10 protein-coding genes are annotated in these 17201 nt (G+C 39.4%); 1 reads left to right on the forward strand and 9 read right to left on the reverse strand.

Annotated elements, in window-relative coordinates; genetic code table 11:
• Positions 1-26 precede the first annotated feature (26 nt).
• The 7 genes from sprA to ruvB all read right to left on the reverse strand — a co-directional run bounded on the left by sprA (position 27) and on the right by ruvB (position 13066).
• Entirely contained in the window at positions 27-7088 is a 7062-nt protein-coding gene (gene sprA, locus ACN0TV_RS09225; RefSeq protein WP_417362688.1) for a cell surface protein SprA, read from the reverse strand.
• A gap of 65 nt (positions 7089-7153) precedes the next feature.
• The gene (gene ruvA / locus ACN0TV_RS09230; RefSeq protein WP_417362318.1) at positions 7154-7735 is read right to left on the reverse strand and encodes a Holliday junction branch migration protein RuvA; all 582 of its coding nucleotides are present in this window, start codon (positions 7733-7735) and stop codon (positions 7154-7156) included.
• Positions 7736-7824: 89 nt separating this feature from the next.
• Positions 7825-10116: an NADP-dependent malic enzyme gene (locus ACN0TV_RS09235; protein ID WP_417362319.1), complete on the reverse strand. Its 2292-nt coding sequence runs from the start codon at positions 10114-10116 to the stop codon at positions 7825-7827.
• A gap of 205 nt (positions 10117-10321) precedes the next feature.
• Positions 10322-10561: a YgjV family protein gene (locus ACN0TV_RS09240; protein WP_417362321.1), complete on the reverse strand. Its 240-nt coding sequence runs from the start codon at positions 10559-10561 to the stop codon at positions 10322-10324.
• A complete protein-coding gene (locus tag ACN0TV_RS09245) occupies positions 10545-11039 on the reverse strand; it encodes a MarR family winged helix-turn-helix transcriptional regulator (RefSeq protein WP_417362323.1) in 495 nt (164 codons plus the stop codon). The genes ACN0TV_RS09240 and ACN0TV_RS09245 overlap by 17 nt, the downstream gene beginning before the upstream one ends.
• A gap of 81 nt (positions 11040-11120) precedes the next feature.
• The gene (queG, locus tag ACN0TV_RS09250) at positions 11121-12044 is read right to left on the reverse strand and encodes a tRNA epoxyqueuosine(34) reductase QueG (RefSeq protein WP_417362325.1); all 924 of its coding nucleotides are present in this window, start codon (positions 12042-12044) and stop codon (positions 11121-11123) included.
• A complete protein-coding gene (ruvB, locus tag ACN0TV_RS09255; protein WP_417362327.1) occupies positions 12044-13066 on the reverse strand; it encodes a Holliday junction branch migration DNA helicase RuvB in 1023 nt (340 codons plus the stop codon). Before ruvB ends, queG begins: the two co-directional genes overlap by 1 nt.
• Before the next feature lie 97 nt (positions 13067-13163).
• On the opposite strand from ruvB, the gene ACN0TV_RS09260 reads away from it, so the two are divergent.
• Positions 13164-15428 (forward strand): acyl-CoA dehydrogenase, encoded by a 2265-nt coding sequence (locus ACN0TV_RS09260; RefSeq protein WP_417362329.1) that lies wholly within the window; start codon positions 13164-13166, stop codon positions 15426-15428.
• Positions 15429-15521: 93 nt separating this feature from the next.
• Here the strand turns inward: ACN0TV_RS09260 and ACN0TV_RS09265 are convergent, their stop codons facing one another.
• Both ACN0TV_RS09265 and ACN0TV_RS09270 read right to left on the reverse strand, forming a co-directional pair.
• Positions 15522-16106: a DUF3332 domain-containing protein gene (locus tag ACN0TV_RS09265; protein WP_417362331.1), complete on the reverse strand. Its 585-nt coding sequence runs from the start codon at positions 16104-16106 to the stop codon at positions 15522-15524.
• A 78-nt stretch (positions 16107-16184) separates the two neighbouring features.
• Positions 16185-17195: a phytase gene (locus ACN0TV_RS09270; RefSeq protein ID WP_417362333.1), complete on the reverse strand. Its 1011-nt coding sequence runs from the start codon at positions 17193-17195 to the stop codon at positions 16185-16187.
• Between the last annotated feature and the right edge of the window lie 6 nt (positions 17196-17201).

Consider the following 17201-nt stretch of genomic DNA (forward strand, 5'->3'; position numbering starts at 1 on the left):
CTTTTTGATTTCAAAGGGAAATACTGTTAATTTCCAAAATTGTACCTCAAAGTGAACCCAGTTCTTATGGTTGTTTGTGGAAATGCTGTAGATACTTTAAATTCAGAAAAGGCATGGTCGTAAAAGAAAAGAGCAGTCAAATTTTTCGAAAGGGCATAATCTGCGGTAAATTTTAGAGACCATATGTTTTGACCTGCGGTGATCTGATTGGTATTGATATCCAAGTTTCTAATCACCGTAATATTGTCTCTAAGAGAAACATCTGCTTTTAGATTCAAATCTCCACTCATAACACTCCTTCTACCACCTATATGGGTGACAAATTTAATATTCGGAATGCGATATCCAAGTCCAACTACATATTCATTACCAGACATCTCAGTAAGCAAATTATTGTCAAAGCTTAAAGAAAGTGCTCTATCTTTTCTCATTTCGGCCAAAATACTGAGTGAATTTGCCATCTCAAAGTCAACACGAATCAGTGGATTGAACTGTTCCACTAAGGTAGCGTTAGTAATGAGAATTGGGTTTTTAAAATTACCCGCTTGATCAAATTGTCCACCTTGACCATAATCCAAATTGGATCTGAAGCTGTTGATAGTGTAACTAGAGCGATAACCATGAGCTAGGGAGAATCTACGGAAATTATCCTTGAACCATCCAATCCTCATAAGTCCGGTATATTTTAAAGTCCAGTTTGGAACTGGTGTATTCCTAAAGATCGCTGTGCTGACTGAAGCCGCACTTTGACCCGTGTATGCTGAAACAAATGCGGGCAATAATACGGATTGATTTGTTGGACCATACCCTTGTGGATACTCCGTTGCATTTGGATTTATTGGAACACCAGCCAATCGCTGTGCGATGACAATTCTATTTTCACTAAACTTACTAAAGGTTTCAGACTGTGTTTCCTCAGACTGGTCAAATGCCGTACGTAGCATAAGACTGGATATGGAGAAATCACCGTATTTATTCTGAATCAAGGCGTTGTAGTCCAAAATGCCATCTGCGTTAAGATCTTCAATGGTATAATTCTCAGCGTAAGACTCTGAATACTGTCTGTCCGCGACCAGATCAATGGTCAGATCCTGAATCGGCTGAATATTCGCAGCGATATTTAATTGATTCGCCTTTCTGGACATATATTGATCGTTAAATTCCGGGAAGCTAGTCAGCCATCCTTTTTGAGCAGCTTCGTAGCGGATATCCGATTGACTTCCAAACACAAATCCCCAAGAAGGTTTAAGGGTTCCTATAAAACCAATTGACGGGGTGTATCCTGGTAGTACTTTACCTCGATTTTCGGAATAACTCACATTAATCCGTTTGACCATAGTAGCCAGGTCGATAAAGGTATTGTACATCCCATACTTTTTCTGCTTTGACTCTGTTGTTGAAGCTGCAGCATTAGGGTTAGCAATTGGGAGCGCTCCTCTGGAGTTGCTCGCTCCACCGCTTTTACGTTTCAATCCTAAACTAGCGTACAATTTATCCATGGTCAATGCCCCATTAAAATTATGAGTATTGGCGTTTTGAATGGTATTGAGTTGCTCTCCAGCAATTTCCGTCAATACATCACTCCCTCTTTGCCAGTCGAAGCTACCCGTATAGGCGTAGGTTGCTGACATAAAATCCAAGAAAGGAAACTTATCAAATGGAAGATCGTAATTCACCTGTAGTTGTTGGGCGTGACGATTCGGATCACCCACATCCCAGAAACCATCCCATATCGCTAGATCTCTATTGACCAGTTGTTCTCCATCTTCTCCCTGAGAAAAATAATTTTTTACAATACTGTTGTTTGAAGCCGTAAAGTTAAACTGCAAAGATTTGGTAAGATTGTAATTAATGGCGTATTGCCAGTCGAACATATAGTTGCGTTGTTGCACCTCTGGAAGCCCTAAAAAGTCCGAATCAATTCCCTCTTCAATAACCTGTCTAAACGATTGTCGATTTAAATTCCTATTGATGTTAGAGTTTAATGAAATACTGGTAGGCAATAAATTAAAGTTGAAGTCTTTTAACCAGCTCCAATACTTATCATTGAGCAAGGAGTCCGCATTTTTCAGAGGTGCTATATCTAAGGGCTTAAAGGAATGACTATAAACTATTCCCGCACGAACATGTTGATCTTCGAGATTTTCAATTTCGTAATCTCGGTGTTCCATTTGATTGTAGGCCAAGTTAAAAGTGAAGTTTTCAATATCATAAACCCTTGGTTTTTGTTCTTCTCCCCTGTTTTTTCTAACCCCGATAAAGTTAATACTTCTTCGCTTGGTGTAATCCTCTGCCTGATTTTGAATCGCGTCCTTTTGAGCAGAAGTTTCTGCCGCATCTATACGATCCTCTAATCTGAGGTCTTGATAAAGTGGATCGAATTCCGGAGTTATTAATTCTTCAGAAACACTGTAGTTCATCGGCAATTGTACGCCCCAGCCTTTGGGTAGCAATTGGCCTAAATTTACATTACTATTCAGGGCATATCCCCGTATATTTTCCAAACTTCGTTCTCCAGGCATTTGGTCAATACTACCAAAACCAGAAGTGCTCATATTTGCAGTGGTAGAAATATTAGCAAAATCCGCAATATTTAAATCCATGGCTGCAACTGCAGCCCAGCCTCCTTGGTTATCCAGTTCTGCAAGGCGTAACTCGTTAAACCACACCTCACCACTAACGTCGGCACCTGCACCGGTATTTGGGTTCTTCAACCCAACCATCAAAGCTCGAATATTTCCAAGGCTAGGATTACCTTTAATAGCCACTTTCATCTGACCAACCTCAAGCTTTTCGAATTCATCTATAGGATTTCCATTCTCATCGTAAAAGCTCGCCTGGTGAAGGGTTCCATCGGCAATTCCTTGCGCTTTAATTTTAGAAAGCAAGGACAACGGAAGGTCTATATTATTGATATTCGGCCAAATCGTAGCAGGGTCTGTAGTTTGCCCCGGAGTGATTTGTAAGGGAATCTCCACTTGATAGTAGTTTTGAGTAAAATCCGTTCCCAGACGTAAAAAGGCTACTAAATCCCCATCAGCAACAGGGATATCCTTATAGCGCTCAGCATGTATAAACATTTTAAGTCGCTTGTATTGACGCACATCGATGTCTACATTCTTAAAAACTCCTCTAGAATCCATAGGTTCCAAACCTTCTACCGCAAATGATAAGGATTGCTCATTTTGACGAATAATGGTATTGTTATTATTCAACTGTTCACGAACTACCCCGGGAGGCAATTTATATGGAATCGGTGTCCGTTGTTCATTCTCCTGTATATTGACTGTCTTTACGTCCACCACAGTATTATCATCGCCTGGGTCATTATCTACATCAGGTTGAAGGCTGTTGGAATAGAGCCTCCAATCTCCCCTAACAAGATCTAAGGTCGCAAAACGTAATACGACTTCTTTATCAAAACCAGAAAGATACATTCGCATAAAACTCATAGATCTCAAGATCGCTTGCTCATCAATATCCTCTCCAGTGTCATCATACTGGGCAATTGGCACTTTGAATTGAATCCAACGCACTCTGTAAGTATCCCTATTAGGAGCCTCGATCTCTACCTCCCGAATGTCGGTTACGAATTTATCGTTACGACTCAAACCAGGTTTTATATCAATTGAATACGATAAATAATTTTCCACCGTATTCATGGTAAGGTCTCTATCGATATCCTCCACATCGGGCAAGGTCGTAGAACCACGGTTATTATCTCCAACCTCTACAGGAGAGTTTCCTTCGGGGTTGTTATAATTTTTATACCGATTCGGTATACTTCCTGTAGCATCTAGATAAAATTGATAATCATCCAACGCTGGATCGGGCCCAGGGTTACTGTAAAAGTTAGCTTCCTCTTCATTAGTCAAGCCATCATATCCTACGTCTTGCCTAGTCCTATCACCTGCGTTTGCATTAAATGCATAGACCAGCGACTGGGTAGAAGGCACTTTTCCAAAATTGGTGGTATTGACAAGTGCGGGGTTTTGCTCTAGTGGCAAACCATTTTCATATTGTTTTCGACCGTCTTTTAAGATATCTTCACTAACCTTTCCGAGATTGAAAACCAGCTCACCTTCATCTCCTTGCAGTACTCCATCCTTATAATAAGGATCGAGCATCCAGAATTGAATATACTCTACGTTAGATTGTTCAAAGTTTGTACTGTTTATCGAGCGCATAATTCCTCCCCATCGCTCATCTGTTGGAAGGTCTTCAAAACTTTGGTTGTCGTTATAAGGCCCTTTTTCTTGTGGATAATATGCAATATCTAAAGTGGGTTGCACCAAAGTCTGACCTTGAGCAATATCCTGTTGTGGAAAAATTTCATCTATAAAAATACGGCGAGTTTCATTGGATGAAATGTCATCACTAGAAACACCTCCAGGGCGCTGAGAACTATAAAAGATAGGATCAATGGTGTACCAAGACAATTTCGCTCTGTTGTGCCTAGATCCAATATCGTCATTATTCAATTGACCCCCGAATTTCTCTGGCACTCTTGGCACACTTGCCAATGACCATGCTAAGGCTGATCGTATATCAATAAACGATTGTGCCCCTTCAAAGTCGTCTAAATAAGAGGTTATTTCTCCATCGAAATTAGCGCTTTTGGGTGCACCTGGTAATAAATAGGCAAACTCACCTCTAAGGGATAGATTAGAGGCAACATCAGTATCAATATTTGGTAATTTGTTCACCATTCTGGTTAAGAACGGGATCTCTGTGGAATAGGTTCCATTGAGTCCGAAAATGGTGTTGTTCACTGGTTCTACTCCGAAATTCGATTTTTGCGTCAAGGGTCTTTCATTCATGTTCAAAAAGGTACCTCCTAAGGAGAATTTCTCATTAAACTGATGTTCGACATGAATTCCAGAAAACCTTCTGGTTTGTTGGCCAAAGACTGCGTTATTCTCTACAGATACCTCAATTGGCGTGTTAGAGGCCCTAAGGCCAGGATCCAAAATCTGAACAGTTCCTGCTTGATAATTTACTGTATAATCAATACCCTCCTGTAACATACGCCCCCCGGCAGTCACACGTACAGAACCTCTCGGAACATTAAAGGCTCCAAGCGGAATACCTCCTGAGCTTTCTGACTTATACCTCCCTTTTAGCATAAATTTATTCTTTTCAGCATTTTCAAGAGAGGCGGACTTGGTAACCTTATACATGTTTCTGTACACGTATTTCTTCTGGTTGTCATTATTTGGGATATAACCCGTTTGATCATCATAATTTCCACCACCTCCAAGAACTTCATACAGATATTTTCCAAAAGGCTCCACCTTGGTAAACTTTATGATACCGTTTTGTGTGTCTACTGTAATCCCTGGTAGGAAATCAAAATAACCATCACCTCCATTTTGAGGATCGTTATAGGTGTTTAGTCGGTCAAAATTAAAGACATTTAGCAGTATTTTTTCTTCTAAACCTGCGGGCCAGGTGGCCTCATCAACTGGAGAAATATAGTTAATAGGAGAAGGGTCAGTATAGAGTATGTTAAGTTTAAATTCTTCTTGGGAAAGTTGAAATGCTGATGTCGAATAAAAGTTTTTCATCATCAAATCCCAAATAGGGTCTCTTACCTCGGTAATATTACTCTTAAGCATTTTTACCACTAGCGCCTGTGGATTAACCTGTGTTACAATCCCGTTGGACTCTTCAAATTCAGTGGCATTTATTCCGTCGTTTGCAAATTCTCCAACCTGATACACCGCACCTTGATAGGTATATTGATAGGCAACCGCCAAGACCTCATCATTACTAAGGCGTTGGTTTAAGGATATATAACCCAACTTTGGATCGAGTGTATATTCCCGATTAGGTTCCAGCTTACGAGCATTCTCCAGAATTGAATAATCGTAACCCTGATTTGGTGAGTAATTGGGTATATTAAACCCTTGTTGCACTGTTGCGATATCGCGAACTGCAGCTGTTAGAACAGAATTACCAGATTCTATTCCAAACGGATTAAAATCATTCGCCTGGTTAGAAGGCAGGGAATTCCCACTATTAAAAAAACCAGCGGGCGCCTGATCACTAATACGTGTGTTCACTGGATCGGGTTCCCCTAAATCCTGTAGGCCAACCAAATTTCTAACATTCTGTGTTCTCTGAGTCCTATTGGTTACCCAAACTTCGATACGTGTAATCTGAACTTGACTTCGTATATAAGGGTAATTCTCTAAAGCAGTATCATATTGGTCTCTAAAAAAGTGTGATAGAAAAAAGTGGCGGTCTTCATCATAATCCAGAGCCATGATTTCAAAGTCGTTAATGGTTCCTCCCCCTTGTGCCACAACATTTCTACTTTGTGAACGTTGTTCTGAATACACTCCAGTAATTGTGGTTCGTCCAAATTGCAGTGCCGTTTTAATTCCGAATAAACTCTGGGCACCACTTATAAGACTACTATTTATTGGCATACTCACATTACCCACCTCTATGCTTTGAATTATATTATCTTCGTCAGGTGTATACTCTAATTTGATCAAATTCTGAAAATCGAAGGTGGCTTCTGTATCGTAATTCGCATTGATGGAAAGTCGTTCTCCAACTTTACCCATCAAACTAAGTGAGATCCGCTGATCAAAATCAAACGAAATATTACTTCGGTTTCTGGGCGACAAGGCAGGATTGTCATTCTTTTGAAATCGCACCCCGAGATCCATTGCTACTGACCCTTGGGGAATAACCTCGATCGTGTTCCCTCCAAAGATGGTTTCAAAGAAATCAGAATTGACATAGAAATTAGGAAGGAGATTTTTCTGAGATTCCTCGTTAGCTCCTCTCCCGGAAATAGCATCAATTTTATCCTGAAAATAATTGTTCATCTGTTCCTTTAAGATGAGTTCTTGGTATTGTTCTGGAGATAAAATTACGGGGTACTTGATATCATACCCACCTACTGTTTGTGTGTAAATATAATTGTCCGTAACAGGATCGTAAGTGTATTTGGACGAAATGCTTTCGGGATCCTTAAGTTCTATACGACCTAAGGCCGCCCCAGTTTGCGTTGAATCCTGAGAAGTCTCAGGCACTTCTTGCGCATAGAGTGTATTGGTGCACAGCAATAGCATGAACACCAAGAGTACCCAATAAGGGTGTCTAATTAGTTTAGGGCCTAATTTAGTTTTCAAGTTGGTTATAGGTTTTTAAGCGCGTCTTTTATAATATCTTCGACACTTAAATCGGTTTTTTCTTTAACAATTTTCTCAACCACCTTCTCTGCTTGTTTACGAGAAAAACCTAATACTTCTAACGCTGTTAACGCTTCATCTTTATTAGTATTACTCGAACTTACAAAAACTTCGTCAATATCGTATATTTTTATGATCTTATCTTTCAAATCCAAAATTACGCGTTGAGCAGTCTTAACGCCAATTCCCTTAACAGATTGAATGGTTGAAACATCCTCAGTTGCAATAGCATCCCTGACTTCCACAGGATTTAAGGAACTTAACATGGTTCTAGCAGTGCTTGCACCTACTCCAGACACAGAAATCAGCAGTCGGAAAATTTCACGCTCTGCTTTATCGACAAAACCGTAAAGTGTATGTGAATCTTCCTTTACCAATAAATGGGTAAATAAGAGTATTTGCTCCTGAGAAGTAATCTTCGAGTAGGTATATAGTGATATATTGACCTGATAACCTACGCCATTACAATCAATCACTACATCGGTTGGATTTTTCTCTACTAATTTGCCTTTGAGCTGTGTAATCATTACTTAAATAAATGTTAATACTCCAAATGTAATTAAATTAAACCACATTTGGAGTATCGAACATATTAAGAACTTAATCTTAAAAACCCTTAGGCTTGTGATGCTTTCTGCTTTTTCTCTTTTTCCTGTGCATCAACTACTGCAACAGCTGTCATATTTACGATCTCTTCCACAGCAGCTCCTAATTGAAGAATATGAACTGGCTTGTTCATTCCCAATAAAATAGGTCCGATTGAATCCGCCTCGTACAATTCTTTCATCATTTTGTAGGTGATGTTTGCTGAATCCAAGTTTGGAAAAATTAAGGTGTTCACCTTGAGTCCTGCCAACTTAGAGAATGGGAATTTACTTTGTAACAATTCTCTATTGAGCGCAAAATCTGACTGCAGCTCCCCATCAACCAAAATTTCCGGATAATGCCGGTGCAAATAGGCAACAGCCTCTCCAACTTTATTGGCCCGAATGTCTTTCGAAGAACCAAAGTTCGCATACGACAACATGGCAATAACAGGCTCAACACCAAACATTCTTGCCGTAGTAGCGGTCATTTGCGCTATTTTAGCAAGTTCTTTCGCGGTAGGATCTATATTGATTGAAGTATCCGATAGAAACATTGGACCTCGCTGGGTAATCATAAGGTTCATTGCAGCGACCTTGCTTACACCAGGAGCTTTGCCGATGAGTTCCAACATAGGGCGAACAACAGTAGGATAAGACCTTGAGTAACCAGATATTAATCCATCTGCATCGCCTTCGTTAACCATCATTGCAGCAAAGTAGTTCCGCTCTCGCAATTTCGTCTGTGCATCATATAACGTTACACCATGGCGTTTTCTAGTAGCCCAATACTTTTCAGCATAGTGATCTTTTTTAGCAATACACTTTTCGTCTTTTGGATCTATAATTTCAATATCAGCCTCAAAGTCAATTTCCTTCATAAGCTCCAAAATCACCTCTCTTCTCCCTAGAAGGATTGGTTTGGCAATACCATCATCATGTACGATTTGAGCTGCTTTTAAAACATCCAAATGATCACCTTCGGCAAAGACAATCCTTTTAGGGTTTGTTTTAGCACGATTGTGCAACAGACGAACAATTTTATTGTCATTACCTAAACGTTGGAGTAGCTCATCTTCGTACTTCGACCAGTCTTCTATTGGTGCTTTAGCAACTCCACTTTCCATGGCAGCCCTAGCCACCGCTGGTGGTACTCTTGCAATTAAGCGAGGATCAAATGGTTTAGGTATAATGTAATCCCTGCCGAAGTTCAGTTTGGTTTCTCCATAAGCAATATTAACCTGCTCTGGAACTGCTTCTTTAGCTAAATCGGCCAAGGCTTTAACCGCGGCCATTTTCATCTCTTCATTGATTTTGGTCGCCCGTACATCTAACGCCCCTCGGAAGATAAAAGGAAATCCAAGCACATTATTCACCATGTTGGGATGATCTGAACGACCCGTAGCCATGATGATATCCTCTCTGGCATCCATAGCCAAATCATAGCTGATTTCAGGATTTGGATTTGCCATGGCAAAAACAATAGGATTTGGAGCCATTGCTTTTAACATCTCTACAGAGACAATATCAGCTATAGACAAACCTACGAATACATCACAATCCACCATCGCTTCTTCTAAGGTGTCAATTTTTCGATCGGTGGCAAACTCTAACTTCTCAGCTGACAATCCATCGCGATCTTTTCGAATCACGCCTTTACTATCCAACATCACAATGTTCTCTGATCTAGCACCGAAGGCTTTGTAAAGTCTTGTACAAGAAACAGCAGCAGCTCCTGCACCACTAATGACAATCTTTACGGATTCTATATTCTTTTCTGCAAGCTCTAAGGCATTCAACAGCGCAGCAGCAGAAATGATAGCTGTTCCATGCTGATCATCATGCATTACTGGAATATCCAGCTCCTCTTTTAATCTTCTCTCAATTTCAAAAGCTTCTGGAGCTTTGATATCCTCTAGGTTAATCCCTCCAAAGGTAGGTGCAATAGTTTTTACAGTTTCAACAAATCTATCGATATCCTTGGTGTCCAATTCAATATCGATACCATCGATATCTGAAAAGATTTTAAACAGCAAGGCCTTTCCTTCCATCACTGGTTTAGAGGCCTCTGGTCCAATATCACCTAAACCTAAAACTGCGGTTCCATTAGTAATTATAGCGACCAAATTCCCTTTGGTAGTATACTTATAAGCATTTTCTTTATCCTTGGCTATCTCAAGACAAGGCTCGGCAACACCAGGGGAATATGCCAAGGCTAAATCGCGTTGTGTTGAATAACGCTTTGTTGGAACAATCTTGATTTTCCCAGGCTGAGGCTTAGCATGATACACTAAAGCTTCTCTTCTACGGATATTTTTACTCATATGAATTTGTTTACTAGTCGAGTTCTAAAACAAACTTCGACCTTTGTTTTTTTCAGTAAGAACGAAGTACAAAGGTATGAGAATCTAACTTTTTATATCACCCCTTGAGCCAAATGTTTTTTTGATCCAAGTAGATTTATCATCAAAGCGCTAGAATCAAGGCTTCTGCTGTCATCAACCCATGTTTTACACATAATTTCAAAACTCATAATGGCCTCTCTTTGTTATGGCTAACACGCCGTTTACGAAGATGATAGATATGGATAATACAAAAAATGAGTCCTGAGATGACCAAAGGACCAGATTTCAATAATACACCATAAATCACATAAAAGAAACTTGAAATTAAATGCCAAAACCGAAATTCTCCCATTTCTTTTTTAGTCGCTGCAAAAAATCCAGCAGCGATGGCAATATACCCTAGTGTTTCAACGTAGATGTTCATTTTTTTTCATGTTCTCTAACACTCTTTGCTTATAATTACACTTATTTAGTTGTTGTTCGATCTTTAACAATTCATCTAGAAAATGGGGACTTCCCGCCATGATCTCCTTTATCACCTCTTCTCCTGGCAACCAATAACGCTCAAAACCTTCTATATGATCAAGTGCCTTTTTTGTCAATTTCAAATAGTATTTTCTTCTGTCCTTTTGATCAAGAGTACTACTGATATACCCCCTTTTTTTCATCTGGTTTACAATCTTTACTACCGCAGGATGTGAAAATTGTAGAGTTTCCGCCATTTCGGTAATCGTCATCCGCTCTCTTTCCTTTAATAGGTGAAAGATCAAGTTCCAGTTTGGTTCAATATCCAACCCTTCTGACTTGTATAAATCTTTTGTACTATACAGTAGCTCATCACTCAATCGCTTTAATCTACTGGTGAAACCCATATATTTAATTTCAGTTAAAAAGTCTTCCATCTGGATGTTATTAGCAAAGTAAAAATACACATAAATACGTAACAGGTTACGTATTTTATTAAATTTTTTTTGATGTGTGGATTACTTCAAAAATTCAATGTTCCGAGTGAGTCCTGAAAATTTCGTTCTTTTAACAGCAGATTTTTGAAAGATTTCTTTAAAGACATCCGCTGTGATTTCTTCCCAATCCTTCTTGGTCATATCCAATAATTTAGGATGAGGATTAAACAGTGGTTCACTATGAGCTTTGGAAAATCGATTCCAAGGACAAACATCTTGGCAGATGTCACATCCAAATATCCAATCATCAAATTTTCCTGAGAACTCAGTTGGAATCTGTTCTTTTAATTCAATGGTGAAATACGAAATACACTTACTTCCATCCACCACATAAGGTTCTGTTATGGCTTCAGTTGGACAAGCATCTATACATGCTGTACAACTACCACAGTGATCTGTGACGGGACTATCATACTCCAATTCCAAATCCACAATGAGTTCAGCAATAAAAAAGAAAGAACCGACTTGTTTAGATAGGATATTGCTATGCTTACCCCTCCAGCCTAAACCGCTTTTGGCAGCCCATGCCTTATCCATTACAGGCGCTGAATCGACGAAGGCGCGTCCACCTACCTCACCTATTTCATCCTGCATTAGTGAAAGTAACTCTTTGAGTTTATCCTTTAGAACAAAATGGTAGTCCACGCCGTAGGCATATTTTGATATCTTGGGTGCATCTTCGTGCTTTTGAAATTCAGAAGGATAATAATTAAGCAGTAAAGAAATAACAGACTTAGAGCCTTCCACTAACTTTCGTGGATCCAAGCGCTTGTCAAAGTGATTCTCCATATATTGCATTTGACCATTTTTACCTTCTGATAGCCACTTTTCCAATCTCGGCGCTTCCTCTTCCAAAAAGTCAGCCTTGGATATTCCACACGACATAAACCCTAGACGCTCCGCTTGTTCTTTAATCCACCGAGTATGTTTTGCTTTTAAATCCATTAGAACAAACCTCCTTGAATTCCACCTTTAATCTTGCCCAAATGTCGGTAAGCAAGTTCGGTAACTTCTCTACCTCTGGGAGTTCTCATAATAAAACCTTGTTGAATCAAAAAAGGCTCGTACACCTCCTCTATAGTTTCTGCACTTTCTGAAACAGCAGTGGCTAAGGTAGTAATTCCAACAGGGCCACCCTTAAATTTGTCTATAATTGTAAGAAGGATTTTGTTATCCATTTCATCCAAACCATAGGCATCGACATTAAGAGCCTTAAGTCCAAATTTAGCAATCTCCATATCGATGGATCCATTGCCTTTTATTTGTGCAAAATCCCGAATTCTTCTCAGTAAAGCATTTGCAATTCGAGGCGTACCTCTACTTCTTCCCGCTATTTCAATGGCAGCCTCCATGGAAATTGGCACTTTCAATATTTGAGCACTGCGTTGAACGATATCCGCAAGCAGTTCTGTGCTGTAGTACTGCAGCCTGGAGTTGATTCCAAAACGGGCTCTCATTGGTGAGGTCAACAGACCCGACCTAGTTGTTGCACCAATTAAGGTAAAGGGATTTAAATTAATTTGAACGGTTCGGGCATTAGGTCCGGTCTCGATCATAATATCAATCTTATAGTCCTCCATGGCAGAATACAAGTATTCTTCAACGATTGGACTTAAGCGGTGTATCTCATCAATAAATAAGACATCGCGCTCTTGAAGATTTGTCAACAATCCAGCAAGATCTCCAGGCTTATCCAAAACAGGTCCTGAAGTCACCTTAATTCCCACACCTAATTCATTGGCCAATATATAGGCCAAGGTTGTTTTTCCCAGTCCTGGAGGACCATGAAACAAGGCATGATCTAAGGCTTCGGACCGTAAATTAGCAGCCTGAACAAAGACCTTCAAATTATCCAACACTTGCTCTTGCCCTGCAAAGTCATCAAAACTTAAGGGACGTAAAGCTCTTTCAAAATCAACCTCCTCCGCTGAAAAGTGTTCTCCTGTAGGATCTAAATGTTCATTCATGTAAACAAAGATAAAACAAAAGCATTAGTGTTCGGCCAACGCCGCTATTGAGTTTTTAAAAAACCGTAAATTCTCTAATTATTCGTACATTCGAGGTATGGAAAAACAGCAGTACACACCGAATCTTTTGAAATACATCCCGTTTCTGTATGTGATATGGTCAGACGACTTATTTTCGCCCTCGGAAATCTCAGTATTTACCAAAGCACTCGAAGGTGACACCTTAACTTCTGTAGAAACTCAGCAAATAAAACTATGGATAAATTCTGAAAATCCACCATCGGATCAAACGATGCTTCAGTGGAAACAAATTATTGATCATTCCAATATTCGTTTAATCGCTGGTGACTCTTATCCTTTAAGTCTTTTTTCCTCACGCTTGGCTAGTAAAGATCAAGCTATAAATAAGGTTAATCCTCATTTAAAATTCATAGAAATCAATCTTGGAATTCAGCCCAATCACTATCATCATCTCTTTGAAGTACAAGTTGACAGTTCTAAAGCCAGCTCTTTTTACAAGGCTTCAGAAATCGATGCTCTCCTTAAATCAAATCATCAACACGCTATTGATCCCTTCCGAAAATTCATAAGCAAACCGTCTTTTAAATGGGAAATACGGCCTACCAAAGAAGAGCAACGAGACTGGGTAAGACAACAACTCAAAGAACTTGCAAAGGCAGGCTATGGTGCTATGGCCTTTGAACCAGAGTTCGGTGGAACCGGAGATATGGCAGCCTACGGTTCTATATTTGACAACCTCATGTTTGTCGACGGTAGTTTAACCATTAAGTTCGGAGTACAATTCGGTCTTTTTGGAGGGAGCATTGCCAATTTGGGAACAAAAACACACCACGATAAATACCTCAAGGCTGCTGGACAAGCTGATCTTCTAGGATGCTTTGCCATGACGGAAGCTCGGCATGGATCTAATGTTAGAGGTGTAAAAACAACAGCTACCTATATTAAAGAAACAGACAGTATTGTTATTCACACTCCAGGTGAAGATGATAATAAAATATTTATTGGAAATGCCCTTGATGCTAGAATGGCAACAGTCTTTGCCCAACTCATAGTAGAAGGAACCAACCAAGGTGTACACGCCGTCTTAGTCCCTATACGCGATCAAAACGGAACGCTTTTGGAAGGTATCCGCGTTGAAGACAATGGCTATAAATTGGGACTCAACGGTGTAGACAATGGAAAAATATGGTTCCACAACGTATCCGTCCCCAGGGAGAACCTATTGAACAAGTTTGGATCCATTGACAATCAAGGGAAATACCATTCGGATATCGAAAACCCAAACAAACGATTCTTTACAATGTTAGGAACCTTGGTCGGAGGTAGAATCTGTGTAGGAAAGGGCGCCTTAAGTGGTGCTAAAAAAGCCCTGACCATTGCTGTAAAGTACGCCTTAGACCGTAGACAGTTCAACAGTGATGAAAAGATACAAGAAGATCTTATCATGGATTACCCAACACATCAATTGCGATTGATTAAGCCTATTGCTAAATCTTATATCTATCATTTTGTCCTTGAAAAATTGATAACTGATTACGCAAATTCTAACACTACCAATCGAAGAGAAATTGAAACCCAAGCAGCAGCTTTAAAATCTACCATTACTTGGTTTGCTAATAACTGTATTCAGGAGTGTAGAGAAGCATGTGGAGGAAATGGCTATATGGCAGAAAACCAATTTGCCAGTATCAAAGGAGATGTCGACATATTCACCACCTTTGAGGGGGATAACACTGTTTTAATTCAATTAGCCGCAAAAGGGATATTAACTAATTTTAAATCAGAATTCAACAGCGATCATTTTAGGGATATCTTAAAATACATAGGAACACAAGTTTCAGATCGCCTAACTACTTTTAATCCAGTATTCACTAATAAAACAGATAAAGATCATCTCTATGATAGTGAATTTCACCTCAACGCCCTAGAATACAGGAGACGAAGGCTAACTTTTTCAGTGGCCAATAGAATGCAAAACTATTCTAAGAAGGGAATTCCTTCTTACCAAGCCTTTTTGAAAGTTCAAACGCATTTGGTAGAACTTGGGAAAGCGTATAGTGAGGAGCTGTCTTATAAGGCTTTTACAGATTTCACTAAGACGATTCAAAGTAGTGAACTGAAGTTTTTATTTGACAAACTAGGCTCTTTATTTGCACTTAATGAGATTCATAATAATGCCGCTTGGTATTTGGAGCAAGGGTATATTAGTGGAACCAAATCTAAGGCCATTAGAAACCGAGTAGAGCGACTTTGTTCCGAGCTACGTCCTCACGTCAATTCGTTAGTTGATGGATTTGGCATTCCAGAATCATGTATTGACACCCCGATTACGCCATTTTAAAAAACAAAAACGGGAGATCAAATACGATTAACCTCCCGCTTTTAATAATTGCAGATGAAGATACTGTTTCTTCTATCTCTTATGTTTTACTCCTTATTTAGCCAAAGCAAACATTGCTTCTTCGTACTGGCAATCAGACTTGGCTTGAATTTGAGCCATAGCTTCTTCTTTAGTCATTTTAGGATCTATTTGTACTGATTCTCCATTGGGTAAGTTCACTACATATAAACCGTCTTTTGCAGCGGCCAATTCAATAACTTCACCGTTAGCTTTAATAGCACTCCAAGATTTTTGGCTTGGCTTATAAACCAAATCTACTTTTTCTCCTTTTCTAGGTCCGTCAACGATTTCAATCTCCATACGGTTCTGTGTAGCTACCATTTTGAAGGTGTTTCCGTTGTCAACCACAATTTGCGTTTCTTTCTCACCCGGTTTCATAGCTATAGGGTTTGAACCTGTCCAGAATTCGATAGTGTTGAAGATAATCAAATCCCCAAGCATGAAGATTCCATAAACGGGGACAATCCAAAGTACCCAGAAAACCAAATTGTTTACAAACTTGTTACTAGAGACTTGATGATTCCAATCTTTCAGACCATTAAAAGCACTAAATGATCCCAAGCAACTTGAGCATAATACCGCTATTGCTAATAACGAAGAAATTACAGATTTTTTCATAATTGACTATATTTTGATGAATTAGTAATCCTAAGATATTAATAAAATTATGATTTAATAGTCTTTTCATTCGAATTTTTACAATATATTTCCTAAATCATAAAAATAAAAGTTGCGCTCATCATTCATCGCAACAAATAAACCATTAGGAAAGATACTACCTAAAGCTGTGGTAGTTACCTCACAACCATCGGTCTCAGTAGTACTGAGATTCACTTCCTTTACAAAACTCAAATCGCTACCATCAAAGATGACAAAAGAGTGATTTTGTTGATTTGAAACAATGATGTAGTTTCTACCGTTTACTCCATTGGCCAGAGCGATACCCTCAATATCATCCCGGAAGTACGACTCTCCAAAACAAGATAGCTCCTGATTACCCTTGGAAGGTTCCGCATAGTATTTACGAATACATTTTCCTTCATCCGAATAGTACACTATACCATTCGCATCATCAACCGCAATGGCTTCAATTTCCTTTTTTCCACTAAAGTTTCCGAATTCACGAACCAATTCTGCTTTGACCCTACCATCACTTGGCTTCAAAAGATATTGATGTAAGTATCCCTCTAAGGGGCCTGCCTTTCTACCTACAATGGCATACATTGCGCTATCTTTTGGTGAGTGATATAAGGAAATTCCCATAGGTAGGTTGTGTTCGGGCTCAGTCGCGCTGACGAATACTGGGAAACCACCTCCGTCGATGGGTTTCATATCGGGAATGGAAAACATACGGAATTGTTGACGTTCTCGCTCTGTAAATACCATGACATCTACGATTGTAGAATCGTTCAATTTAAAATCATAGCGAATGTCCACATTATTGGGTCGCTTCAACCCACGTATGGTTTTTTTTTCGATAATCTTTCCTTGTAGGTTAAAGGCGTAGACCGCGCCATCAGTATCCTTATCAGTTCCGAAAACGATACTGGCAGAAGGATCTTTTCGGTTTACCCAAATGGCAGGGTCATCCGTATCATGTAAGGTGTTTTCTGTAATGACATTAGGGGCAATGGCAGGGAGTTGGTTTTTATGTTTGCATCCGACCATTATAATTACTGTCAATAAACTATAGATAATATTTTTCATTTGTAT

The organism is Galbibacter sp. (assembly GCF_048266365.1).
In the GTDB taxonomy this organism is placed as follows: Bacteria; Bacteroidota; Bacteroidia; order Flavobacteriales; family Flavobacteriaceae; genus Galbibacter.

Bases quoted from the DNA above. Each gene is read 5' to 3' on its own strand.
- sprA (WP_417362688.1), bottom strand. From the start codon at position 7,088: ATGCTATTGCTGTGCACCAATACACTCTATGCGCAAGAAGTGCCTGAG.
- ruvA (WP_417362318.1), bottom strand. From the start codon at position 7,735: ATGATTACACAGCTCAAAGGCAAATTAGTAGAGAAAAATCCAACCGAT.
- ACN0TV_RS09235 (WP_417362319.1), bottom strand. From the start codon at position 10,116: ATGAGTAAAAATATCCGTAGAAGAGAAGCTTTAGTGTATCATGCTAAG.
- ACN0TV_RS09240 (WP_417362321.1), bottom strand. From the start codon at position 10,561: ATGAACATCTACGTTGAAACACTAGGGTATATTGCCATCGCTGCTGGA.
- ACN0TV_RS09245 (WP_417362323.1), bottom strand. From the start codon at position 11,039: ATGGAAGACTTTTTAACTGAAATTAAATATATGGGTTTCACCAGTAGA.
- queG (WP_417362325.1), bottom strand. From the start codon at position 12,044: ATGGATTTAAAAGCAAAACATACTCGGTGGATTAAAGAACAAGCGGAG.
- ruvB (WP_417362327.1), bottom strand. From the start codon at position 13,066: ATGAATGAACATTTAGATCCTACAGGAGAACACTTTTCAGCGGAGGAG.
- ACN0TV_RS09260 (WP_417362329.1), top strand. From the start codon at position 13,164: ATGGAAAAACAGCAGTACACACCGAATCTTTTGAAATACATCCCGTTT.
- ACN0TV_RS09265 (WP_417362331.1), bottom strand. From the start codon at position 16,106: ATGAAAAAATCTGTAATTTCTTCGTTATTAGCAATAGCGGTATTATGC.
- ACN0TV_RS09270 (WP_417362333.1), bottom strand. From the start codon at position 17,195: ATGAAAAATATTATCTATAGTTTATTGACAGTAATTATAATGGTCGGA.